The sequence below is a fragment of the Pseudoalteromonas sp. SG41-2 genome (assembly GCF_014164535.1).
GTDB lineage: Bacteria > Pseudomonadota > Gammaproteobacteria > Enterobacterales > Alteromonadaceae > Pseudoalteromonas > Pseudoalteromonas rhizosphaerae.
In genome coordinates this window covers 1-24791 of the sequence record NZ_JACJFK010000020.1, presented here as the reverse complement: position 1 = coordinate 24791, position 24791 = coordinate 1, and the positions used below count along the sequence as shown (strand labels likewise).

The following is a 24791-nucleotide window of genomic DNA, read 5'->3' as shown; positions in this document are numbered from 1 at the left end:
CTCTATGGAAACTGAAGCAATGAAAGATAACATGGAAAAGGTTTTAACACACCTTGAAAGTTTTCTGTGTGACTCAGAAGAATCAATGTTCAGTAGTAAAACACCTGAAGAGCTACTTGTTGTCGTTTCAGCAAACCTTGCCTCTGTTAAGTCTACTGGGTATCTTTCTAGCCCAGAGCAAATGGTCAACATGTTCTTACCTACTGCCTCCTTGCAAGAAATTGCAATGGATAATGGCTGGGGTAGCCAATACGTTGAGCTAGCAGATCATTTCGAGCAGGCTCTAGAATCGTGCAGTTAAAAGCACATAACAGCTTAGATTATGGCTGTGCAATCGAAAAGGCTTAACAAAACGTTGCAATTGACTTCGTATTGTCACGAAATGTAGTTTCCAACACGTTAAGACCAAATTTATCTTAATTATCTCGATGCTTACGGTATTAAAAAGTAATATCTTCTAAATGGAATAAAATTTTGAGTAGTAAAAATGTACTTTCGTATTACCGCGATTGCTATAAAGAAGATAGCGCGGATTTAAACCTATGGGATTTGAGTAAATTAAAAAAACAAGACTGCTTTGTGCTTGAAGAAAGGGATGATGTAGGCTCAGGTTTTTTACCGCGAATGCCTATTCCTCAAGAGTTTGCTGAGCCAATAATAAAGCGTGTTGAGGTATATCAACGTGAACGTGTTTTGTTGTATGTGCGTTTTATATTAGTCGGTAAGCTTGAGATCAAAGGTGAGATAAAACAAGTTGTTTCACCTATCTTATTTAATGAAGCCTTGATAGAAAAAGATGATGATTATTACTTTTCGGTTATCGACTCTCAACCTGAAATTAATGAATCGCTCACCCAACTGTTAATGCCAGAAGCAGAACCTCTTGATGAAACTGCCGATATTCAATCAGCTTATTTTTGGACTTCATTATTAAAACAAAGCCCATTAGCGCTAAACGTATTTGAACTTTTAAATTATCCTGAGCTTGTTAATTATGCCGAAATAAAAAAAGCCTTAAAAAGTAAAAATTTGACACTTTTACCTGCCTCTATGCTGGTGTTTGTTGAACGTTCAAGCAGCAGTCGAGGGGTGATCCATGAGCTCGAAGAAATAATAGCCTCAAAGATGCTTTCGCCCCCTATAGATGCTTTAATTTCAAATGATTTGCCGCCGAACACGGCTAAGTCGTTAAAGTATGACTACTTACCAGGCTTATTGTCAGCACCACAAAAGAAAGTTATTTCGATTGCTGCTAATGCGCATTTAGGCTGTGTGTCAGGGCCGCCAGGTACAGGGAAAAGTTATACCATTGCCGCAGTTGCTGCAGAGCACATGGCGCGAGGTGAGTCAGTACTTATTGTCGCGAATAATGATCCGGCACTTGATGTGATTGCCGATAAATTGAATGAGAATTTTGCGTTAAGTGAAGTATCAATCAGGGCTGGGCAAAAAGAGTTTTTAAAAAATCTAAAAGCGTATATTGCAGACTTATTGTCTGGTTATTTAGCGGATGAGCAGGAAAAAGCCCCTGCTATTTTTGAATCAGAGCTAAAAGCACAAAATGTGTTACTTAATGATTTAGAGCAACGGTTTGATAAGTTTTGTCGCAAAGCGATAATCCGAGGTCAACGCCTTAAAAGGCTTGAAGATAAAGACATTCAATGGTTAAGCAATTTATATCTCAAGTGGGCTCAGCGCAGTATTAAAAAGCTTGCAAAACAGTGGTCTGCTTTAGATGAAATTAACGATCAACAAACAAAAAGAGAGCTGCTGGCTAGTCGTTATTTAACCGTGTTAAAGAATACTAATTTGCGAACGTTAGTTAACACTCAGCGTAAATCGCTGCAGGCGTTTAATCAGGCTATTCGCAGTCGTACTTCTAAAAGGCAGTTTGAGCTGTTTGATAATATAGAATACTCATCATTGCTAGCGGCGTTTCCTGTGTGGTTAGTGAGTTTGAATTCGCTGTATAGGGTATTACCCTTAAAGCCGCAAATGTTTGATTTAGTTATTATCGATGAAGCAACACAGTGCAATATTAGCAGTTGTTTACCAGCACTTTATCGTGCAAAACGAGCGCTTGTAGTTGGCGATACAAAGCAATTAAGGCATTACTCTTTTTTAGCAAAATCAAAAGAGGCTCAGCTTCGCACTAAGAATCAACTATCACTCTCGAGTGAGGGGGTTGTTAGTTATCGTGATAATTCAATTTTAGATTTGACATTAAATACACTCAATAGCGATCAGCAATTAGCCTTTTTAGATGAGCATTTTAGAAGTAAACCTGAGTTAATTCATTTTAGTAACCGCTATTTTTATCAATCAAAATTAAAAGTAATGCAGCATCGCCCTTGTACAAGCAGTGGGCATTTATTTATCCATCGCGTTAATGGTGAAAGAGATAAAAATGGCGTTAATCAGCTCGAAGCCAACGCTGTAATCGCGAGCATAAAACAGCAAATGAGTGATGATCGAGAAGCGGGTGTTTATCACAGTATCGGAATTGTTTCGCCATTTCGAAGCCAAGCAGATTTTATAGCAAAGCAAATAGACGCTAATTTTAGTGACGCTGAAATAATTAAACATAAGCTCAGAGCCGCCACTCCTTTTGGTTTTCAGGGGGAGGAACGCGATGTTATGTTGATCTCTTTTGCCGTCGATAATGATGCAAAACGTGCGGCAGTATATTTAAATAAAGCAGATGTTTTTAACGTGACTATAACGCGGGCAAGACAAGCACAGCATTTATTTTTATCCATTGATGAAACACAGTTACCAGAACATTATTTATTAAGACGTTACTTAGGCTCGGTAAGTGAGTTTGCAGCCGCTCATACGTGTTTGTCTGATGTCGATGATTTTCAACGCAATGTAATACAAGAGCTGATGAAATTGCAGATAGAAACATGGCCTGGGTATGCTGTTGCGGGGACCGAGGTTGATATTTTATGCCGCTATCATGGCCGCTACTTAGCTGTCGATCTGATTGGTTACCCTGGACCTTGGGCTGATTTCTTTGAACTGGATACCTATAAGCTATTTAGTCGTGCCAATATTGAAATGCTACCCATAAGCTATGGCTTATGGGTTGTCGATAGAGATACCTGTATACAAGCAATTGTTAGTCGGTTGAAGATGAGTAACAACAAGACTTAATATTTATTTAGGCTTGTTGTGTACTGGCATCTTTAACTTCTTTAGTTTCGAACAAGTTTACTTCGGCACTTGATTGGCTGACGCTGTTTTTTTGTAAGGCAATATAGAGATCTGAATGCACGTAGATGCCGTCTTTACCGGATGTCATACCAGCAATTTCAAACCATGATAGTAATTGCCGCTTTCTGCCAGCAAGTTCTAATCGAATACCACGTTTTTTAAATATCACGTCTAAATCGGCGAGCATGGCCATGACACTTAAATCTAAATGGGTGAAGCAGGGGACTGCGTCGATAATAACGCATTGCGTGTCGTCTTTTTGCCGCGCATATTGTTCTAGCAAACGCCGTTTAAAGTAACCGGCATTAAAGTAAGTTAAAGGAGAATTAAAACGATAAATAAAGACTCCTTGTACTGACTTTGCTTTATCTGTGGCATCAAGGCTCCTAACAACGCCCTTAATATCAACACCTAATATATTGTCGGTAGGGCGCATTACGGTGCGAATAAACTGGAATAACCCCAATAGTACAGCGAGAGTGATGCCTGGTATTACGCCAATAAATAACACTGCGAATAAGGTGGCTAGCGCAAGGTAAAATGCTTGTTTGTCTTTACGCTTTAATAGCCAAATGGCTTTTAAGTCTAATAAATGGATTGAAGCAATAATAAGCACAACACCTAATGCTGCACTGGGAATAAATTCTAGGGGAGCGGTTAAAAATAGGGCGATAACAGCAATAATTCCCGCTGCGATAATCGACACTAATTGCGTTTTACCACCGGAATCATCGTTAACAGCTGTACGAGAGTCTGCACCACTGACAGCAAAACCTTGTGATAAAGCAGATCCAATGTTCGCAATACCTAACGCTCTAAACTCTTTGTCAGCATCTATGTCGTAACCATTTTTAGCTGCAAAACTGCGAGCGGTTAGCATCATACTGACAAAGCTAACTATTGCTAAGTTAAGTGCAGGCACGACAAGTTCACGAATAATACCAATATCATAAATAGGGGTGTTAAACACTGGAAGGCCACCGGTTACAGTGCCAATTGTGTTGATATCAAACTGCTTTAAATTAAAAACCCACACTAATAGGGCACCAAATGCGATAGCAAACATAGATGCTGGCCAAGTCGGTTTTAGTCGCTTCATGGCAAAAAAAACACCGAGGGTAAACAGGGCCATTAATAGAGTAGGGATGTGGGTTTGTGATAAATAAGTAGGCACACCTCCTAATCGTTCAAGTAAATATCTGTCATCGAAGGTAAAACCGAATACTTTAGAAAATTGGCTGACAATAATCGTAATTGCAACACCGTTTAATAAGCCCATTAAAATAGGCTTGGATAAGAAGTCTGCTAATACCCCTAATTTAAATCGGCTAGCAATAAAGCACCAAAAGCCAGTCATCGCGGTCATAGTTACAACGAGTTGCCAGTGTTTAACACTGTCCCCAGCTGCAAGTGGTGTCACCACCGCAGCAATAACCGCACATGTTGCTGCATCTGGTCCGACAATCAATTGTTTGGAAGTACCAAACAAGGCATATAAAATCATAGGTAATATGCATGAATATAGCCCGACAGCGGCGTTAACCCCAGTAAGTTGTGCATACGCGATAGCAACAGGTAGAGCAACGGCGGCAACGGATAACGCAGCCCTCACATCATCAGCAAACCACTTTCGTTCATAATGAAGTAAAGTGTTTAAACCTGGCATAAAATCATACAAACGCGACAGCACTAAAGTTTCCTTATTTAATCGTAAGCACACTTGGATAGTAAATTTAATATACCAACAAGTATAGCTCAGGGTTGAGGATTTTTTAATAAATAGCAGATACTTAGACTTAGGACTACTTTTGGTTCAGTGTTAAGTCTGATGAAAAAGTTTAAGGATATGCGATATTAGCTGGTTGGTGTTACCACATCGCTAATATCATACTAGATGGTGGTTAAGATAAAACCAGCGCAGAGCAATGGCTTTATCTTAGAGTGTGTAAATGCTTATTAGAAACTTTTAGCGTGCAGAGTATTGGTGAGCCTTTAATACTTCAAGAGAGACTACTTGTAACGATTTTTCATGGGTGGCCTCAAGTATAACCGGCGGAGCTACGTTTTCAGCAACCGCATGGTGCCAGCGCACGGCACATAAACACCATTTATCACCAGCCTTTAGGCCTGCAAAATCGTACATTGGATTAGGCGTTATCAAGTCATTGCCTTGTGCTTTTGAAAACTGTAAAAATTCATCAGTCATGATGGCACATACACTGTGGTTACCAACATCAGATGCAGGGACATAGCAAAATCCTTCTCGAGTGTAGCCTGTATTCCCGCAGCACAAATGCAAGCGCGTACCTAATACATTTAATTGATTGCTCATAAAACTACCTTGTTATAATTTGTATTGTTTTACATTGAGTCTGCTTTCAGACTATGTGAAAACGTGGTGGATGAAAAGCTGAATATTGATAGATAGCATGGAGATCACAAATAACATAGCCATTAAAAATATTAAACGTCAGTTTATTAAACTAATGGCGAGGCCAAAATCAGTTCAATATTCATTTATAGTTGCTTGTTGTGTGATTATTGTGCAATTGTGTTTTTGTTGGCTAGCAATTTTTACGTTTACTGTACTAGTAAAAATTTATTATGGTAGCTTTGCGGCTACTATACGTTTGTCTTATATCCAGAATCTATATATATGTGAATATGGTATTTGAATAGCTTTTGATTTCAAATAAACACTTAATTGTAATTGGCAGTATAATTACAGTTTTTATAAGCTCTCGATGTATCAATACTATGGAGCTTTACATTGTTACACGTGAGGAAAAATGAGTAATCTAAGTCTGAAAAATAAGCTGTTGCTATTAGCTATTTTGCCGCTCACGCTGCTGTTAATTAGTTTAATGGCCAGCTCATATTATTTAGAGTATCAAAATCAGCAGCAAAATTTTGTATCGTTTAAAACAAAATTAATTGCTGACAAAGAAAGTTTATTAGCAACTGAGGTTGAGATAGGCCGCCAAATAATTAATTACGAACTAGCCAAGGGGACTAAAGAAGATGCAAAAAATGCATTGCGAGATCTCACTTTTGGTAAAGATGGTTACTTTTTTATCTATGATACAAAAGGCGTTAGTATTTTCCATGCGTTATTGGGTGATGCAATTGAAGGGCAAAATAAAATAGCCATGACCGATCCTAATGGTAAAAAAATAATTGTTGGGTTGCTTGAGCAAGCAAGACAAGGTGGCGGTGCTTTTTATTATGCTTTTCAAAAGCCTAATACAACGGGTTTAGTTGAAAAAATGGGCTATGCAGCGATGGTTCCTGGTACAGATTGGATGCTAGGAACGGGCGCTTATATGGATGATATTGAAGCTGAGCTAACAAAATACCAAGCAACAATACAAGCTCATATGAATGAAAAAGTAACGACCCTGTTATTAATTGCATTATTTTGGGTGGTGTTGACGGTGTTTTTTGCCTTAATTGCGGCAAACAATATGGTAAAACCAATTCACAATATGGTGCAAAACTTAGATGATATTGCAAAAGGCGAAGGTGATCTGACTAAGCGCTTAGAAGTGCATAGTAACGATGAAATTGGTCAATTGGGTAATTCATTTAATGTGTTTGTTAGTAAACTACATAGCATTATCACCAATGTGGCAGATGTAACCCGTGATGTAAAAGATTCATCAAATGATATCAATACACAAACACAGTTAATTGAAAATCAGTTAGTAAACCATAATCATGAAACTGAGCTGGTAGCAACGGCGATCACCGAAATGTCAGCAACATCTCAGGAAGTCGCGCAAAATACCACACAAGTGGCGGTATCAACCCAGTCAGCCACGCAAGATGTTGCCAATGCTCAAAAATGTGTAGATGTTTCTTTAGAAGAAGTTTCAAATTTAATGAGTGAGATTAATCAAGCTGCTGAACAGGTTAATTCATTAAGTGAACAATCTAAAAAAATTAACAGTGTATTAAGTGTTATCGGTGGCATTGCTGAGCAAACTAACTTACTGGCCCTTAATGCGGCTATTGAAGCTGCAAGGGCTGGCGAGCAAGGCCGTGGTTTTGCGGTTGTAGCTGATGAAGTGAGAAGTTTAGCCAGTCGTACACAAGAGAGTACGTTAGAGATTAATGAAATGCTTAATGAGTTACATACGCTAGTCACGGCTGCGGTAAAGGCAATGTTGGCAAGTCAGCAAAGCTGTAATCGCTCAGTTGAGTCATCTCGCGCAATTTCTGAAAGTTTAGGAGCGGTAACCAGCTCGGTTACTACAATTAACGATATGAGCACACAAATAGCTACCGCTGCCACAGAGCAAAGTAGTGTAACTGAGGAAATTAACCGTAACGTTTTTGCGATTCAAGAAATCGTTAATGAGCTTACTCGTTCAATTAAAACAACCTCATCAGTCAGTCATCACTTAGCTGGTCGAGGGGAGAGTTTAGGCGATTTGGTAGGTCAGTTTAAGATCTAATATAAACAAAAAATAGCGGTATTATTGTTGAGCAGTAATAAATAAAGATCAGGCTTTAAATAGCCTGATCTTTGACTTTAAATATAAATGAATCAGTTTAAACTGAACACAAAACCGCTAGATTAGCTATTGAGTTTGCCCGTTGACGATTCTAAGTGTGCACGCACAAACCATTGAAACTGTTCTAAATCGGCAAGTTGGCTAATTAGCATATCCTCAGATACAGGATCGAGCTCTGATAGCTTGCCAATCGCACTTCGGTGATCGCCATTAATCCCATTGTATACTTTATCAAGCGCAACTAAATGATCTTTTACCAAGCCCTTACCAATTGCGTAATCTTGCCATGAACGACGATCAACTATCGATTTTGGAGTACCAACCGGAACTCCGCCCAGCGTAGCGATTCGCTCGGCGATGGTGTCGGTCATTGCTCTGATCACTTCAACCTGAGGGTCGAGCATTTCATGCACGCCAATAAAATTTGGGCCAACTACATTCCAATGAATATGTTTTAGAGTCAATTGTAAATCGATCAGTGCGACCATGCGGTTATCAAGTGTAGCAATGGTATTTTTTGCAGATTCTTCATTCATACCTGGGGCAGTAAATTCAGCGATTTTGTTTGTTTCGTTATTGTTACTCATTATTCCTCCTGATTTATAAGGAATGTTCACAGCGTCTAATAAAGTCTATGAACATGCGTTAGTTTATATAAAGCAATGGCTGTGCCGATAAAAATTATTTTTTAAGTTTCTGATATTTAATAATTTATATGTTTTTTGAAGTTGGGTGATGAAAGCATTTCTTTGAAATGCCATGAAAAATATGCACTTTTTTGTAAAATCTGCAAAATAAAAGATGCTGTTACGTGTTAGCGAATTACTTACTCTCAATAATAACTGTGATACAGAAGTGTATTATCATTGTTGATTAATCATCACTTACATATACTCAACCCATCTTGTTATTAAAGGAGAAGTGCATGTTGAGATTTTTTTCTATCGAGCAGGGGGTGATCAGAGAGTTAGAGCCTTCATCCGATACCTCTCTTGAAGCATCAATCAGAAATGCACACTGGATTGACACAATCAACCCAACGGAAGATGAGCGAAATACGCTCGCAAAAACGCTCAATATAACTTTTCCTGAGTCAGGGGATGTGCAAGAGATTGAAGCTTCATCGCGATGTTTTATCGACAATGAAGGCTTGCATGTGCACGCATTGTTTATGTCGCCCAATGAAGGACGTTTTAATACGGTAACAGTGGCCTGTTTACTTCAGGATAACTGTTTGCTGACCATTCGCGATGACGAGCTGGCTGACTTTCGATTGTTACGCTTAAGAGCACGTAAAGGTCAAGTAATGTGTGATACGCCAAAACAGTTATTGGTTACATTATTCGATCAAAAAGTCGAAAACCATGCTGATATGCTCGAGGATATGCATCATCAGTTAGAGAAGCTCAGTGCATATGTACTAGAAGAAGATGACTCTGATCTAGAAGAAGCGGTCAGTCGTATCGCGCGTTTAGAGGATGCGAATGGGAAAGTGCGTTTGTGTTTAATGGATACGCGGCGCAATATTTCGTTTTTAATACGTCGTTTAGGTGTACAAAATGAGGATCGCGAATCACTACGAGAAATTGTACTTGATATAGATACGCTAATGTCTCACTGTACCTTTTTGTTTGATAAGGTGAACTTTTTGATGGATTCAACACAAGGTTTTATTAACATTGAACAAAATCAAATTATCAAAACCTTCTCTATTGCTTCGGTGGTTTTTTTACCACCTACCGTAGTCGCCAGTGTATATGGGATGAACTTTAATATAATGCCTGAGCTGCAATGGGAATGGGGTTACCCATTTGCAATTGGCATTATGTTGCTATCGGGCTTTGCCCCTTATTTATTTTTTAAACACAAAGGCTGGCTGTAGTGTGTGCCAAGGACTACTTGGCATACACGATTACACGAGTTTATATTCATTTTATACGGATAGCGGTCTTATTATCACCTTGCATTAAGATAATAAAGCGGCCGCTAGGCGTACAAAGTCTGACGAGGTAAGTATACCCACGAGTTTATTTTTTTCAGTGATCACAGGCATGCAACCATGGCGGTTATCAACAAAAAACCGAGCAACATCTTGCAGTGGTTGGGTTGCTAGTACAGTGGCAAAATCGGTTGCCATAATAGTGTGTATTTTCGTTTGTTTCTCCTTTCGTTCAAGTGCGCTAGGGCTGTAATTAGCCATAATATTCATCACTTGGGCAATCATGATTTTTTGTGTCAACATACCCACTAGTTCGCCATTGTGATCAATTACCGGAATATGGCGGATATTTTTTTCCTTCATTAGATTATGTGCGTCGTGTAGGGTGTTTTCTGCACTTACGGCATATGGATCTGATGTCATTAAATCTGCAACTGTTTGGCTCATTTTGGCTCCTGTTAAATTACTAACCAGAACTTTGGTTAAAAAGGTTTACTAAAATAGCTACTGGAGACAGATTTATTATCCAGAGCTCATATTATTATTTATTCTAGCCTGGTTTTTTCTTATTGCACTTTATCAAGATCAAGGCTTTGTATTTTGTATAGAAATAGTTTTTAGCTTGGCCATCCATAGCCATTGAGGATAGATTTATTATCCGAAGCTCAGATTATTTATCTTTATGCGAAAAATTATCCCTGAGTGTACCAACCCAGCTTGAAAATTTATGCATCGCCGAGCTGCCTTTGCCCAGTAGCTCATGCATTTCTGCTTCAAAATGGATTTGTTCTTTACTACTTGGCTCTGGTAATGGCGGTAAAATATGAGCAAAGTAGGTTTTATCAAGCAGGCGGTGTAATAACCGCTCGCCAATAAAGGGCTTGCCGCTGTTGAGCGCTCTAGCTCCTTTAATTAGGTTACGAATATCATATTGGGTTGGGCTAATGTCGGGCACTTGTTTAGGGATATTAAGTAACTTATATACCCCAATACGTGCTGTACGAATAGAGGCTTCCATCGTGAATATAATATCGTTGTGGGTTTCAACAAATTGACCAATCAAACCTAAGTTTGTACAACCTTCAGGAACTGAGGTGGGTCTGTCACCAGCTGCACGAGTCATAAATTGAGCTGTGATATAAGGCATTAGCGCTGTACGTATCTTGGTATTGGCAATGATTTCATCAAGCTGCTGTTCAATGCCCAAATGGTAGCAAAGCTCCGTAATTATTTCTTCACCGCTACATTGTGGCATTGTTTTAACGATACGATTACCTTGTTTGTCCATTAATAAACCATAGACCCAAAGTACTAACGTATCATCGGGTTGATCTGGAAAATGAGGTTGGCGGTTACATGTTACACTCAATAGCCAGTTAGAGTCTGTAAAAGTAATAATGCCGCCAGTTACCGTGCGACCAGAGTAAGGATCGTTTACTGATAATGTCTTTAGCTTATCTATAAGTGGGGATGGCTTGCAAGTCAGTGTGGCTGACTCCCACATAGACTTATCAATATCGCCATAAAATTTTTCGGGTTTACCAAAAACAGCTGATTTCTTCGCGAGGTTTTTCCATAAATTCCACCCGCTATTTTCGCCGGGATCGTGTTTTTCACAGTTCAGCTCGGGCACATTTTGCATGTCACCATAAGCGGTATGCTCTGTCATTGAACCCGTTAGTGCATAAACTAAATCGTCTGGAGCAACGTTAATATGCTGTGCTTGACCTTTTATAGTGGCATGGATCCCCGTTACGGTTTTTTTATTACCGGTAAATGTTATATCCAGATCGTTTACACGGCTTGCAAATTGAAAATTCACGCCTTTGTCTCGTAATAAATTAGCAAGCGGTTTAATAAAGGTATCGTATTGATTATATTTCGGAAAAAGTAAAACAGACATGTCGGCAAAGCCATCAATAGAATCAAGAAAGCGATGCAAATACAGTTTAGTTTCTAACAAGCTATGACAATTTTTAAAGGCAAACATAGTACGAAATAAAAACCAAAAATTGCTTTGTAAAAAACCTTTGCTGAAATAGTCTTCAATGCTGAGATCGTCAAGCTCTTCTTTGCGCTTGAGCATTAAACGGATCAGCTCCCATTGCTGGGCTTTATTCAGGCCAAAGTCACTTGCATCGAGTATCTCACCGCATTTATTTATTAAACGGGCTTGTGAGTAATTAGCGTCGTTATCATTAATTAAACGGTACTCATCAAGCACAGAATAGCCTTCGGGCAGTTCAACAGCGGGAACGTCTTGAAACAGATCCCACAAGGTGTCGTAATTCCAGTTCATTTCACGGCCACCACGAATAATATAGCCGTCATCAGGGTTACCCGCGCCATCCATTGAACCGCCTTCAATATCCATTTCTTCCAAAATGGTAATATTTTCAGCGCTCATATGGCCATCACGGATAAGATAAAATGCCGCTGCTAGGCCACCAATACCTCCACCAATGATCCAAGCATTACGTTTTTCTATACCGGGTGTAGGCAGCGTTTTATGACGTGCATAAGGAGCAATAAAATCATGAGGGGGCAAGGTATTAAGTGGTTTATTGCCCCAAAAATCAGCCGTTGCGTCAGCTTCATGTTGGAAATTACTTGCTGCGGTTGCAGAAATATTAAACTTCGCTATTGCTTTATTCGTCATTAGCCATCCCTCTTCATGAATATAGATAAGTGTCAGTACTGTTTGCAAGTCTCTCCATAATTGCACGAGGCAAGCATAGTCATGTTGCAGTAGATCAAAGTTTTAGTTCGCGAGGGGGTTTATAAGTTAGCTGCTGGAAATTGATTTGTTATCCGAAATTGAGGTTAACAATGGCAACTTAACCAAGTTGCCATTGTTAAGGCGTTTATTTGTTTTATTACTCACAGCATACTAAAAAGTACCGAGGCGACTAACAATACAGCCATAAAAATATTGAATGCTCGTAGGCGCTTGCGATCTTTTAGCCATACTTGTAGCTTTTGTCCGACTAACGTCCATGAGCAGACACAGGGTAAATTAACTATACCGAAAATAAGACCTACAAGTACCACTGCACCAATTCCTTTGGATGGGGCATAAACACTCACTGCACTTAATGCCATAGTCCAGGCTTTCGGGTTAACCCATTGAAATAAAGATGCTTGTACAAAAGAAAAAGGTCTAGTATCGCTATTTTTAGCACCGATAGGAGTTTTATTACTGGCAATTTTATAAGCAAGATAAAGCAAATAAGCAATGCAAAGCACTTTTAATAGCTGGTAACTCCATGGCACAAAGTCAAATAATTGCATGACACCTAAACCAACCAATACGAGCATGATCACAAAGCCAATTGTTACGCCGAGTAAATGTGGCAATGAACGTTTAAAACCAAAGTTAGCGCCTGAGTTCATTAACATCAGGTTGTTAGGACCTGGGGTGATGGAAGATACAAGTGCAAATAATGCTAATGCTGATACCAATTCAATATTCATTTATAGTTGCTCAGTTGATAATGATTGTGCAATTATATTTTGTATGGCTCGCAATTTTTGCGCTTATTAATCTATTAAAAATTTACTTTAGCAACTTAATATGAAAAAAGATCGAATTAACGACAGGATATTGCAAGAATTAAAGCGCAGTGGTCGAATTGCCAACGCTGAACTTGCTGATTTGGTTGGTTTATCCCCATCAGCATGCTTGCGCCGTGTACAAGAGTTAGAAAAAGCAGGTGTGATCAAAGGCTACCGAGCAGTTATTAATAATCAAGCGTTTGGACTTGGTTTTGTCGCGTATGTGGGGGTGGGTTTAAATGAGCACTCTACGAAATCACAACGAGCTTTTGAACAAGCACTTGAGTTTATTGATGAAGTTAAAGAGTGCCATAATGTCACAGGAGCATTTGAATATTTACTTAGAGTAGAAACCGCTGATATTAAGTCTTATAAAGCATTCCATGCTGATGTTTTAGGATCAATCCCACAGGTACGAACGATCACTTCGCATGTAGTGATGGACTCACCAAAAGATGAGCGGGCGTAAAGTAGTTGGATAATCTATCTTATTAATAGTTGAGGTTAATAGAGCCTTGCTCGCAAAGCTCAAAATTAAGGCGAATTAATTAAATATTATCTTTCATAGTAGTTACATGCGCCTTTAGTTGAATAACCATTTGGGCTTGCTTTATACCATCCAGATCCAGGGCTGGCTTGAGCACACATCCTATAACCATTTACTTTACTTGCATATACATACCATGGATCAGTAGCGGCAGATGCATTAGATGCTATTGCTGTAAATATAAAAGTTGCAAGCAACAAAGTGGTGTTAATTAATTTCATATCATCATCCTTATTTATAATTTAATATATTGATTTTAAATGAGTATTAAATTTAAAATCAATAGTGTACCGATATTAGCACTGTGTATTGTTTGCGTAAAGGGTTCTTTAAAAGCATGTGTTATGAAAAAATTTAGGTGTAGGGAATTTGCACATAAAGGGATTTTCATTTTAATAAGTATGCTGGCGTTATTTATGTTGCTTCGATTTAACATTAGGACATATTAAGGTAAGTTTTTGATAAACTTGTAGCCACATAGAAGTCACAGGCAATAGTCAGCTTTTTATGTGAAGAAGAGCCATTTTATTGTTAGAATGGCTCTTCTTTAGTTAAGAACTATAGTAACTATCATCGCTGATACGCAGTGCCATACAATCGCTGTGGCCGTTTATAATCATGCTTTTATCAACGCGTACGCCAGCACCGGCGTATTTACCTGCTGCGGTAAAACTACATATTTGCACAAAGTAGTCAGCTACTTTAGGAAGGGCAAATAACTGCTGGTATATTTGCTCTTGAGAGGCAAAATGACCCGTTGTTTTTTCTATTACGTGTTGTTGTTCATCAACGAGTTGAATATTTGCACCGCATCGACCAACAATCGGTTTAACGACATAGCCTGTTTGCAATAGCTCATCATTTAAATCAAATGCAGTATTGAGTAAAAACGGATGATTTGGAAATAAACTCCACAGTACTGGCAAAATTGCTTTATTACTGGGTATTAATGTCCATAGCGGCTCAAAAACCATCACATTTTTACGAAGTAATACATCGACCAAGCGTGGGGTTTTACCAGATTGCCAGTGCGGCTCAAAATCATCGCTTTGGGATTGATCTGCCTCACACTCTAGTCTTATTTGATCAAGAGCGGTTTCCCATGACCATGTTTTCCAAACGTAACTGAGTTTTTCGCCATCAGCATCAACAATATTGCCCGCTGCGTCCCAGTGTAAATCAGTCAAACCAATGATTACTTTGCACTCAAAACCAGCGGCTTCAATGGCTTCTTTCATAAACAATGCATGGTAATGTTCTTCTGGCTCATCATCTTGCAATATATGGACAAGGCCGTTTACTTCACTTTTTCGCCATGCCCTTACTAAATCTTTAAATAAATCATGGCCGGCATCAATGCCCGTTTTAACACCAAAGTGTTTGGCCCATTTACCTTGTACTTTGCCACTTTCCATATAGCACGATGCTGAATCGCAGTTGTATTCATAGACTTTCAAGCCTGCGGGAGTTAATGCAAAATCAAATCGACTGGTGATCAGTTGATTTAAGCGATTATCCCAGGATTGGCGGATCTTATTGAGCACCGCATCGGGTAAATTAAACTTTTTTAATAGCTCAGGATGCTGCAGTACATAGTCTGTTGCATGCATAAACAAGCCATGTAATTCATTGGTAGCATGTTCAATAGTTTGTTGAGCGGTTTTTGAAATTGTAAAATAATGATGTTGATCAGCATTAACTGAAGTCAATTTATGCCCATGCATCATCTCTACGTAGGCTGCTTCATCGTCATTGGCAATGTTAAGCCATGACTTAGTGGCTTGCCCATAATCAGTGGCATATTGGGCTTTTATGGCAAACAGATCAGTGCTTATTTCAGGCGTCGGTTCACTAAATTCGCTGTGCTCAGTTTGTGTCATCCAGCCTAAAATAGTGGCGTCACTGTAAGAGCACTCAATCCAGTAGTCACCTTCTTTTGTGACTTTCGCTTTGAGTTCGCGACACCACTGTTGATCTTGCGGCCATAGCTGATGGGCCACGTTTTGTTCAGCAAGACGAATTTTATCCTGATGTACTTCAACCACCACCGCAACATGGCCAGTTTCTTCAAATTCACCGCCTTCTTCCCAAATGAGTAAACTTCCTACCACTGGGTGGTGTTTTGCACCATTACGAAATGCTTGTAAAGGCAACCTGGTTTGATTGTTTATGTCACGCACTGAGCGTAGCTCAAAAATATCGTAAGCCATTGCAACATCATCAAAAATATAGCCATGATTGAGATACATCCAGCGTCGCGCAAATTCAACACATTGCCATTTATAGCCCATGTAAATACCATCGAGGTAACTACGATAGGCGCTACGGTTAGGATAAATTGTTTCGTCAGCTGTATCGTAATCAGACGAATAAACAGCAACATTACCAGGCGCATAACCTAATAATTCACCAAACTGACTGACAGGAACGCGGGATTTGATAGACAAAGTAATTCAAAATTAAGGAGTGATAATTTGCAGACTATAGGAGTGAATAAGGCCGATAGCAAGATAATAAATATAATCTTTCAGGCATTTTATATGTTGCTGCTAGATGCGTTAACCAACCGTTATTGCGTATTACAAAGAGCTCATTAATCACTTAATTATCATTTAGTTGATTTACGTCTTTATTGTCCCCATATTAACTAAAAACAGTCATTAAAGGGAAGTTATGCGTCATTATCCATTATATAAAATTGATGAAAAATGTTTACGTCGCTTAGGTCAGGGAGTTTTAAAAACTTATAATTTAAATAAAATTATAGGTTTAGATACTGAAAAAGCAATCGCTAAAGAGTGTGAAGACTTACTTGCGCTGAATGAAGATTGTAATGCAGAGCATTTTGCCGAGCTTCGTCAAAGGCGGGCAATTAGTGACAGCGTGCCAGATGATGATCTATACGCGCAAGTTGTAGAAGCTGATGATGGTAGCTTATTTATAGTCAGTGTTTGTCGTAATGATGATGACGAGACTATGTTTGAAGTGTTTAGTGAGCATCCGTTATCAGAACCATTACTTGCACAGCTGGTCCGCTATATTAGTAAGGTATTTTGCTGGTGTACGCCTAGATATATTTGTATATGGCCAGCACCAGGATCAATACCAGCCAAACAACTGCTAAGTTTGGCCGGTAGCCGCGCTGTTGATTCATTGTTAGCAGCACAAGATCCTAAACTGACTGTTGATGAATTACTCTGTGCAGATATTGCATTGCAGCCGTTTGAACTTGATAAAGATTGGCCTTGGTATGAGCGTGACTATACTCAGTTTTTAATGCAGCATCCTGAAATGGCAACAATAGTACCAATTAGCGAAAAAGACGATATCAGCGAAGCTATTGCAGCCGGATTGTGCAGCGCGGCGTTTTATAGAGGTAAGCCACTGGGTATGATAATGGCTGAGTCGAGCGATGAGCTAGGGTTTAACGGTTTACTAATCAGTGATATTTTTATTACTGGGCAATTTAGAGGACAGGGCTTTGCATCCCCAATGCAGCGTTTATATTATCAACAGCATATGCAAGATTTTGAATTTTTCTTTGGCTACATTCATGCTGATAATAAACCTTCGTATAACAATGCACTTAAACAAGGACGAGAGTTGCTGCGCCAAGAAGTGTACCTTCCTGCGCATTTATTCTTATAGTTGTTTTGCTATTAATTTCAAAAAAATTAATCAGCTAGAGTAAAAACTTGGTGTTGTCTTGTGGCAATATAGTGGTAATTAAGCTAGCCTTTTTATGGTTATTAGTTTTATTAAGTATGATATGAAGCCTAAACGTTTGACTCGTTATTTGCCGCTTAATTCATTAGTTATGTGCTTGGCAGCTTTGCCAAGTTTTTCATATAGTAATGAGCAAGATACTAACCTATTTGAGATCCCGCTTGAGAGCCTACTTAACATTGAAGTTGTGAGCCCTTCACAAACCGTAAAAAAGATAAGCCAAGCGCCGAATATTATTAGCTCAGTTAACGCCACTCAAATTGCAAGTATGGGCGCGCGAACGCTATCAGATATATTGAAAATGTTGCCTGGCGTACAAATACTATCGCGGCGAAATGGCCGAGACATGGTGTGGATCCGAGGCATTCCATCAGGTCGAAACAGCAAAGTAATGTTAACTATTGATGGCGTACCTCAGCGGGAAGGTTTAATTGGAGGCTGGTCTCCTGATGAACAGATACAAATAAATAATATTGAGCGAATAGAAGTTATCCGCGGACCAGGATCTGCATTATATGGTGGTGATGCATATTCAGGTTTGATTTCTATTTTTACGAAAGCAAAAGCGCCTGAACGAACTCGCATCTCAGCAGGGGTTGCCAGTTACGACCGTCAATCAGCTACTATCAATACGGGGAAAGAGTTTGCGGGCGGAACATTTGTTTTGTCAGGGCGACTCTTAGATAGCAAAGGCTATCCTCAACAATATGACCGCAACGGTTTTGCATCAACACATGATAATAATGTTGATGCTAAAAGTCTGGGAGTGTCTTTACGCAATGAACAGTGGCAATTTGCTATAAATTATGATGATTACACGACAGAGTATCCTCATTATTCGTCAAATCAATATAAATCTCAACGCTATCAAACACTCAGTGCGCACATTCAAAATAAACTTAGCTTTGATAAATTATCGATAGAAAATCAATTGTATACCTACAAGGTGAAGCGCTACTTTGAGCGCACGATTACCGATCTGCAGGGCAATATTGATTTTTATTCTGACTCAGACTTGGATTCCACATCAAATGGTGTGCGCAGTCAGTGGAGTTACGCGTTTAATCCAAATCACCATGCTATTTTGGGGCTGACCTTTCAACAACGTCAAGTTGGTGAATATCATGAGACGATAAAAAAACAAAACGCGGTAGAAGTTAATGAGTATGAATCAAGGGTGATTCGAGATGGTGACTTAACACCATCAAGCCATAACCGAGCTATTTACTTTCAACAAGAATCACTATTTTTTGAGCAACGCTTAGGATTGACGGTTGGTGTGCGGGTTGATGACTACCCTGAGTTCAGCTCAGAAACTTCTCCGCGGATTGCTGTGACTTATCAAGGTAATGAACAGTGGTCTGGTAAATTGATATGGGGAACGGCTTTTCGAGCGCCTACTTTTTTACAGCAATATGAAGTGCGCAGTGACAATAATATATCAGGAAATCCAAATCTAAATCCTGAACAAATAGAGACATTTGAAGGTGAGTGGGTTTATCATTTTTCAGCTAATAATAATATTACTCTGCGCGGGTTTAGCAGTTACTTGAGTGAGTTTATTCAGTCTGTAAATGGTAAGCCTTACGAAAATAGCAGTGAGCAATTACACGTTCCTGGATATGAAGTTGAGTGGAATAATCAATATTATGCAGATTGGTCTCACTTTAACCGCATTAGTACTTCATTTAATTATACCCGAGTTAATTCAGAGCAAGCGTCATTGGCAAAAGATACATTAAATTGGCTGCTGTTTATGGAGGATGAGCAATTTTCATTTTATGCGGGAATTAATTACCTTAGTCGGCGTAACCAAAGCCTAAGCTATCATACCAGTGTAAAAGTGCCAGAAATTGCACAACGAGATAATAAAGGTAGCTACTGGACTTTGGATGCTCACTTGAGTTATCGCCCTAGTAAGCAAAGTGCGTGGCAATGGACTATTGGTGTAAAAAATATGTTTGATAAACAGCATTATAACCCTACCTATGCGCCAGATAGCTACTATGACGTAAGGAAAGAGCCACAAAGTTATGAAATGAGTGTGGCATTGTCATTTTAATAGGATGACCTGCTAGGTTATTTAAAACAGTTAATGCAAAGCGGGTTATCAAGGTGCTTTTTAAATTCAATGTTTGCTGATAGCCATGTTGAAGGCTAACTTGCTTGTATGGTCCTGGGCAACACTTGTCCTGCGAATAGATATAAATATTGACTTCATCCAATATAGAATATTGCAATATCTCTCCTAAATATGCACAACTTTAGGTCTAAAAATAAATCCTAACAGAGGTAATAGTTAACTTTAGAGCGAAGTTTTTTAATTTGTTGAAATAGTTTTCCTCTTTCGTCGGTCTTTGCATGTGGGCACTAATAATAATAATCATTTCAAGAGGTCGTGAGTAGGATGACTAAAGTTAAACGCAGTAGGTTGGGTATGCCAGCGATACTTTATCGAGGTAGCTTATTACTAGGGTCGATGGCTGTTTTTGCAACGGCGACACTTTATTTTGCAGGCGCATTTAATCGTGATGCAGTAACAGCACAAAAATTTGTTGATTTGCAGCAAGGTGACACACCACATGCCGGTTTTCGTCGTGCGCATGCTAAGGGTATGTGTATAACGGGTAATTTTGAATCAACAGGGGCACTATCTTCTTACTCGGTCGCAGAGGTGTTTAAAAAGGGCAGTACGCCATTTTATGGGCGTTTCTCAATTGCAGGTAATAATCCAACCGCGCCAGATTTAAAAGCACCGGTGCGCAGTCTAGCATTTGCAGTAAACAGTGGCACAGTCGATGAATGGCGTGTTGCTATGAATACGCCTCCTGTAATGGCAGTTGCTACACCTGAGGCATTTTTTCAGCAATTGCAGGCATTATCACCGGATCCTATAACAAAACAACGAGACCCAGAAAAAATAACAGCGTTCTTTAAAGCACATCCAGAAAGTAAAGCATTTAATGATTGGAAAGCTGACTATGTGCCTGCCAATAGTTTTGCCGCTGAACGTTATCATAGTATCAATGCGTTTTATTTACATAATGAGCTAGGTGATAAACAAGCTGTGCGTTGGGTTGCGCGTCCGCACAAAGCGACAAATAATGCTGCGCTGCTCGATACGTCATCGGCCAACGCACTTCAACAAGAGTTGGCATCACGTTTAGATCAAAACGCTGTTAAATTTGATTTAATTTTTACCTTAGCGGCGTCTAATGATGATGAAAATAATCCAACCATACCGTGGCCCTCAGATAGACAGACGATAAATGCTGGCACATTATCAATCGTTTCTTGGCACAACCAAGAAAACGCAGCCTGTGGCGACGCAAACTTTGATCCGTTGGTGTTACCGCAGGGTATGAGTGCGACAGCCGATCCGATTTTACGTGCGCGTGGTGCCGCGTATGCGCAGTCCTATCGTCGTCGTGCAAAAGAAACATTGTTAGGTGCTAAAGTTAGCGCAACAAACGGAGGTGAATAATGTCAGCAAATAAGGGTTACTCAGCAGGCAGTCGGTTATTACACTGGGTGATGGCGCTGATGTTAATATCGATGCTATTTTTAGGGTTATCAATGGTACAAAGCTTGGCCGTTTGGCAGGTTGAGGCTGTTACCTTACATAAATCTACTGGTATTTTAGCGCTCATTTTAGTTGTGCTGAGATTAATAAATAAAGTGCGCAGTTGCACGCCTACTTTACCCACTGAGTTACCTAGGTTGCAGCGGTTTGCAGCTCATATCACTCACTTTGGGCTTTATTGCGCGATGATACTGATGCCGCTATCTGGCTGGTTAATGCAAAATGCGGACGGGCGTGTGGTGCAGTTTTTTGGGTTATTTCAGTTACCTAATTTGCTTGACGCTGATATTAAATACTTTGCATTTTTCCGAGAAATGCATGGCATTGTAGCTTGGTTGTTTTTAGCAATGATTTTTATGCACATCAGTGCCGCGCTTTATCATGGTTTAATCAAACGTGATGGCGTTATGAGCGCAATGCTGACAGGCAAAAAGTAGCTGTAATAAAGCTCACTTAGGTATTCATTCCAAGAAAAAGGCCAGTTTTACTGGCCTTTATGCATTTTAGTTTATTCATAGCTGCGGGCTTTTTTGGTTTTAATTACGGCAATATAGCCGTGCCAGCTGGCATAGCTAAGTAGTGGCATAATCACTATAAAACCAGTAGCACCAGTGACAAAACCAAGGGCTACGAGTATAAAAATACATGCAGACCAAACAATCATCGCTGAAAAGTTGGTTTTAACGGCATTCATTGAAGACATAACCGCGGTCATTATATCGACCCGTCTTTCCATCATAATTTGTGGAGTAAATGCTGAAATAGCAAATACAGTAACCAGCAAAATTCCGCCGATAATGGTACCTAAAGTTAAAAAAGCGGAGAGTTCTTCAAATGTAGGATTAGCATGACTGGGGTAAAGTGCATGAACTATCGCTGCCAGTCGCATCCATATAATCATTATTACCATCAGTAAAATTGCAAATCCCCATTCACCGACCGGATTTCTGAACATTGATTTTAGAGAATGGCTAAGTGTTGGTGTGTGGCCTTTTTCTAGCTCCCAAGCAACATCATAGAGACCGACCGCAAATACTGGGCCGATCAGAGCAAATGCGACACTGGCTGGTAAAACAACTAAGTAGCTGTCAGTGAACACCGCGAAATAGACAATTGCCAGCGGGATCAGAGTGAAAACAATCCCATAAATCAAGCTTAAAATAGGGGCGCTGGCCATATCTTTAAAGGCCAGTGCCAGCCAATGAAATGCTGCAAAAGTGCTGACCTTATTGCACTCTAAACAGCGCGCAAATTCGGAGTGTTTATCTATTGTGTTTGTTGACGGCATAAGGAACTTCCTCTAAAGGCTACTCTTAAGGTTTAGAACATTTGGCCGCTATTTACAAATTTTCAATTAAGCTTTTTATGCCTCATAAGTGGGGGGAGTATCCTATTTAATGGGATATCAATTTTGACTTTGTTGAATGAGTAAAAGTAATTCTGCGGTTGCGCTGGCATCAGCGAGTGCTCGGTGATGGCTTGTCAGGTTTAAGTCAAAATGCGCACTGAGGTTACCTAAAGAGTATGATTTTAAACCAGGAAACGCTTTGCGAGATTCAACCACAGTACATAATTTGGGCATTTTAAAGTGGATACCTGCCATTTCACATTCTTTACGAATAAAGCCGTAATCAAAGTTTACATTGTGAGCCACAAAAATAGTGCCTTTTAGTTTATTAAGTAAAGTCTCAGCTATTTCAGTAAAGCGTGGTGCAGTTGCTATCATTGCGTCATTAATACCTGTTAAAGACACTATAAACTTAGGAATGCGCATTTGCGGGTTGATAAGTGTTGACCAAGTATCAATTACTTTGCCGTGTTGCATTTTAACTATGCCAATTTCGGTGATCCGATTGCCGCCTTTTAAACTACCAGTGGTTTCAATGTCGACCACGCTGTAAATACGATTGGGATCATTAACCCATTTTACGGCCGCAATGTGTACATTGAATCCATTACTTTTGAGGCAATCAATCGTTGTTAGCTGATTACGTCTTAATTTATCACCTGGGGCTTTTACTTCTTCAAAATGGAGTTTATTAGCATTTAGCACCATCAAATCAGGGTAACCATCTTTAAGCTGCATAAAGCGCATGGTCATATTCTTTAAGTGACTTTTTAGCGCTGCTAATGAGCTATTTAAAATCAGCACTTCTAATGGTCGTAATAGCTCGCTATGCCAGCGAAACAGCCCATTAGCTTGCTCAAAATAACGGGCGGCACTTTTACAAACGTGTTTTAGTAAATCATCCGGTGTTTGCCAGTTTGCTAGTAGTGCTTCAATTTGTTGGTGTTGGGTATGATAAAAGCAGTCGGTTCTCAATGATTGTGGAAACATATCAAACTCATTGCAAGGTGGGGTGGGAGTATCTATATAAAGCTCGCGCCAAAAAACTAAACCAAAAAGGCTCTGCCAAAGCGTATTTTCGGTATAAAAAACAGTTAACCCTTGTTGAGTGTAGTGTTCTGTAACACCTTGCTCTACATCGTTTCGATAAACTTCATCAATTTCAATAACACATTGCGTATCGGCGAGCATTGCACTTAAGCGAGAGCGAGTTTGCTTGTTAAATTTACGCATTAAAAAGTCATCAGCAAAATACAGTAAATCATCAGTGAGCGGATCTTCGATGATGGTTTCAAGCTGGATTTTTACCCACTCTTTATTACCTTGGCGGTATTGCTCGCGTATTTGTAATTCAGTTGCTTCAGCGCTATTTTCACAGGCATTTAAAAGTGTAAAACACAGCTCAATATTATATTTTTTTAGTTGTTGGTGAAGTCGTAAAAGGAGCTTGTTTTTAAGGTTGACTGCTAATGTACCTTCGGCCGGTTGATTAATAAGCTCAATAGCTAAAGCTTGATATTCGTCATCACTTTGCGCGCTTTTAAATGCCATGCGATAACGATTTAGCGCGTAGTTAGATTGCGCCTCTTCACGTGTATCAAAGCGAGCTAAACTTACTGTATGGTTTTCTCGTGTGGTTCTTAGGCCCAAATCACGCAGTACAAAGCTATTTTGATGGTTAATATCACCAGTGCTTAAGCGGCCTATGTATAGAAATTCAAAGTATTCATACACAGCAAAGCGGTTATTAATAACAAACTGGTTATAAAGGCAGGTTAAATGTTCCGGCTTAGTAGCAAAAAAATCGCAAGTCTGTGCTACTAATTGCGCTTTAGTAACGCTTTTTTTAATACTAGGTTGGATATCGAAAGGCGCAAGTAGTGCTAGCAATGCGGGTTTAGTTAGATGTGCGAGTACGTGTTGATAGTCAGTGTAATTTGGATGACTAATGAGCTGTGCTGTTTTTAGCTCTTCGAGTGCCAGTGCAGGGCTGTCTATTTCATTATAATTAAGTGTGGTGATTGCTACGAGTAAAGGTTTACGAGAATAAATGCGTGCCAGCATGCACTGGCCTTGCTCAGTAAGTCGGTTTGCTTTATTAATGAAATCGACGTGTTTTTGCTCTAATAAGTGTCTGCATTGAGTGTCGATAAATGTTATTAGCTCTTTAAAGTGGGCTAAATAATATTTTTCGGGTAATTCTTTTTTCATAACACACACCGTAACTGTATAAAAAAGGCTGTGTTGTAGTTGAGTGTGGGTATAAAAAATTCATATCATAATGCTTCTTTTATCCATGTTTGATCTGAATACTCAGTGTTATCTTCCATAAACCTAAACCAGCTTAAATAATTCTCAAT

General features: G+C 39.4%; 19 protein-coding genes. 9 read left to right on the top strand and 10 right to left on the bottom strand.

Features of this window, described 5'->3' with window-relative positions; translation table 11 throughout:
- Positions 1-4 precede the first annotated feature (4 nt).
- Both H5186_RS15720 and H5186_RS15715 read left to right on the top strand, forming a co-directional pair.
- On the top strand, positions 5-301 hold the full coding sequence (locus H5186_RS15720; protein ID WP_182717990.1) for a hypothetical protein: 297 nt from the start codon (positions 5-7) through the stop codon (positions 299-301).
- Positions 302-474: 173 nt separating this feature from the next.
- Positions 475-3156: a DEAD/DEAH box helicase gene (locus H5186_RS15715; protein WP_220496393.1), complete on the top strand. Its 2682-nt coding sequence runs from the start codon at positions 475-477 to the stop codon at positions 3154-3156.
- Positions 3157-3163: 7 nt separating this feature from the next.
- Here H5186_RS15715 and H5186_RS15710 read toward each other — a convergent pair whose 3' ends face one another.
- Both H5186_RS15710 and H5186_RS15705 read right to left on the bottom strand, forming a co-directional pair.
- Positions 3164-4906, bottom strand: a complete 1743-nt coding sequence (locus H5186_RS15710) for a SulP family inorganic anion transporter (protein ID WP_182740135.1) — start codon at positions 4904-4906, stop codon at positions 3164-3166.
- Positions 4907-5182: 276 nt separating this feature from the next.
- Positions 5183-5548: a DUF2237 family protein gene (locus H5186_RS15705; protein WP_149981770.1), complete on the bottom strand. Its 366-nt coding sequence runs from the start codon at positions 5546-5548 to the stop codon at positions 5183-5185.
- A gap of 457 nt (positions 5549-6005) precedes the next feature.
- Here H5186_RS15705 and H5186_RS15700 point away from each other — a divergent pair, with 457 nt between their 5' ends.
- The gene (locus H5186_RS15700; RefSeq protein WP_182760978.1) at positions 6006-7673 is read left to right on the top strand and encodes a methyl-accepting chemotaxis protein; all 1668 of its coding nucleotides are present in this window, start codon (positions 6006-6008) and stop codon (positions 7671-7673) included.
- A gap of 122 nt (positions 7674-7795) precedes the next feature.
- On the opposite strand, the gene dps is transcribed toward H5186_RS15700, so the two are convergent.
- On the bottom strand, positions 7796-8320 hold the full coding sequence (dps, locus tag H5186_RS15695; RefSeq protein WP_149981768.1) for a DNA starvation/stationary phase protection protein Dps: 525 nt from the start codon (positions 8318-8320) through the stop codon (positions 7796-7798).
- A 338-nt stretch (positions 8321-8658) separates the two neighbouring features.
- On the opposite strand from dps, the gene corA reads away from it, so the two are divergent.
- On the top strand, positions 8659-9615 hold the full coding sequence (corA, locus tag H5186_RS15690; protein WP_182717992.1) for a magnesium/cobalt transporter CorA: 957 nt from the start codon (positions 8659-8661) through the stop codon (positions 9613-9615).
- Between the two features lie 84 nt (positions 9616-9699).
- On the opposite strand, the gene H5186_RS15685 is transcribed toward corA, so the two are convergent.
- From H5186_RS15685 to H5186_RS15675, 3 genes are all read right to left on the bottom strand, one after another.
- A complete protein-coding gene (locus H5186_RS15685; protein ID WP_149981766.1) occupies positions 9700-10119 on the bottom strand; it encodes an HPP family protein in 420 nt (139 codons plus the stop codon).
- A 223-nt stretch (positions 10120-10342) separates the two neighbouring features.
- Positions 10343-12331 (bottom strand): oleate hydratase, encoded by a 1989-nt coding sequence (locus tag H5186_RS15680; protein WP_182717993.1) that lies wholly within the window; start codon positions 12329-12331, stop codon positions 10343-10345.
- Positions 12332-12552: 221 nt separating this feature from the next.
- A complete protein-coding gene (locus H5186_RS15675; protein WP_145240775.1) occupies positions 12553-13146 on the bottom strand; it encodes a LysE family translocator in 594 nt (197 codons plus the stop codon).
- 100 nt (positions 13147-13246) lie between these two features.
- On the opposite strand from H5186_RS15675, the gene H5186_RS15670 reads away from it, so the two are divergent.
- Positions 13247-13696, top strand: a complete 450-nt coding sequence (locus tag H5186_RS15670) for an Lrp/AsnC family transcriptional regulator (protein WP_149981764.1) — start codon at positions 13247-13249, stop codon at positions 13694-13696.
- An 86-nt stretch (positions 13697-13782) separates the two neighbouring features.
- Here the strand turns inward: H5186_RS15670 and H5186_RS15665 are convergent, their stop codons facing one another.
- Both H5186_RS15665 and gss read right to left on the bottom strand, forming a co-directional pair.
- Positions 13783-13995, bottom strand: coding sequence for a hypothetical protein (locus H5186_RS15665; protein WP_149981763.1), 213 nt, complete (start codon positions 13993-13995; stop codon positions 13783-13785).
- A 330-nt stretch (positions 13996-14325) separates the two neighbouring features.
- On the bottom strand, positions 14326-16215 hold the full coding sequence (gene gss / locus H5186_RS15660) for a bifunctional glutathionylspermidine amidase/synthase (protein WP_182718040.1): 1890 nt from the start codon (positions 16213-16215) through the stop codon (positions 14326-14328).
- Positions 16216-16447: 232 nt separating this feature from the next.
- Here gss and H5186_RS15655 point away from each other — a divergent pair, with 232 nt between their 5' ends.
- From H5186_RS15655 to H5186_RS15640, 4 genes are all read left to right on the top strand, one after another.
- A complete protein-coding gene (locus H5186_RS15655) occupies positions 16448-17422 on the top strand; it encodes a hypothetical protein (RefSeq protein ID WP_182717995.1) in 975 nt (324 codons plus the stop codon).
- 121 nt (positions 17423-17543) lie between these two features.
- Positions 17544-19562: a TonB-dependent siderophore receptor gene (locus H5186_RS15650; protein WP_182717996.1), complete on the top strand. Its 2019-nt coding sequence runs from the start codon at positions 17544-17546 to the stop codon at positions 19560-19562.
- 375 nt (positions 19563-19937) lie between these two features.
- Entirely contained in the window at positions 19938-20984 is a 1047-nt protein-coding gene (locus H5186_RS15645; protein ID WP_182717997.1) for a catalase family peroxidase, read from the top strand.
- Positions 20984-21520, top strand: a complete 537-nt coding sequence (locus tag H5186_RS15640; RefSeq protein ID WP_182717998.1) for a cytochrome b — start codon at positions 20984-20986, stop codon at positions 21518-21520. Before H5186_RS15645 ends, H5186_RS15640 begins: the two co-directional genes overlap by 1 nt.
- 71 nt (positions 21521-21591) lie before the next feature.
- On the opposite strand, the gene H5186_RS15635 is transcribed toward H5186_RS15640, so the two are convergent.
- Positions 21592-22371 carry a DUF2189 domain-containing protein gene (locus tag H5186_RS15635; RefSeq protein WP_182717999.1) on the bottom strand — a complete coding sequence of 260 codons (780 nt, stop codon included), beginning with the start codon at positions 22369-22371 and terminating at the stop codon, positions 21592-21594.
- A 117-nt stretch (positions 22372-22488) separates the two neighbouring features.
- Positions 22489-24642: an exonuclease domain-containing protein gene (locus H5186_RS15630; RefSeq protein ID WP_182794659.1), complete on the bottom strand. Its 2154-nt coding sequence runs from the start codon at positions 24640-24642 to the stop codon at positions 22489-22491.
- Positions 24643-24791 lie beyond the last annotated feature (149 nt).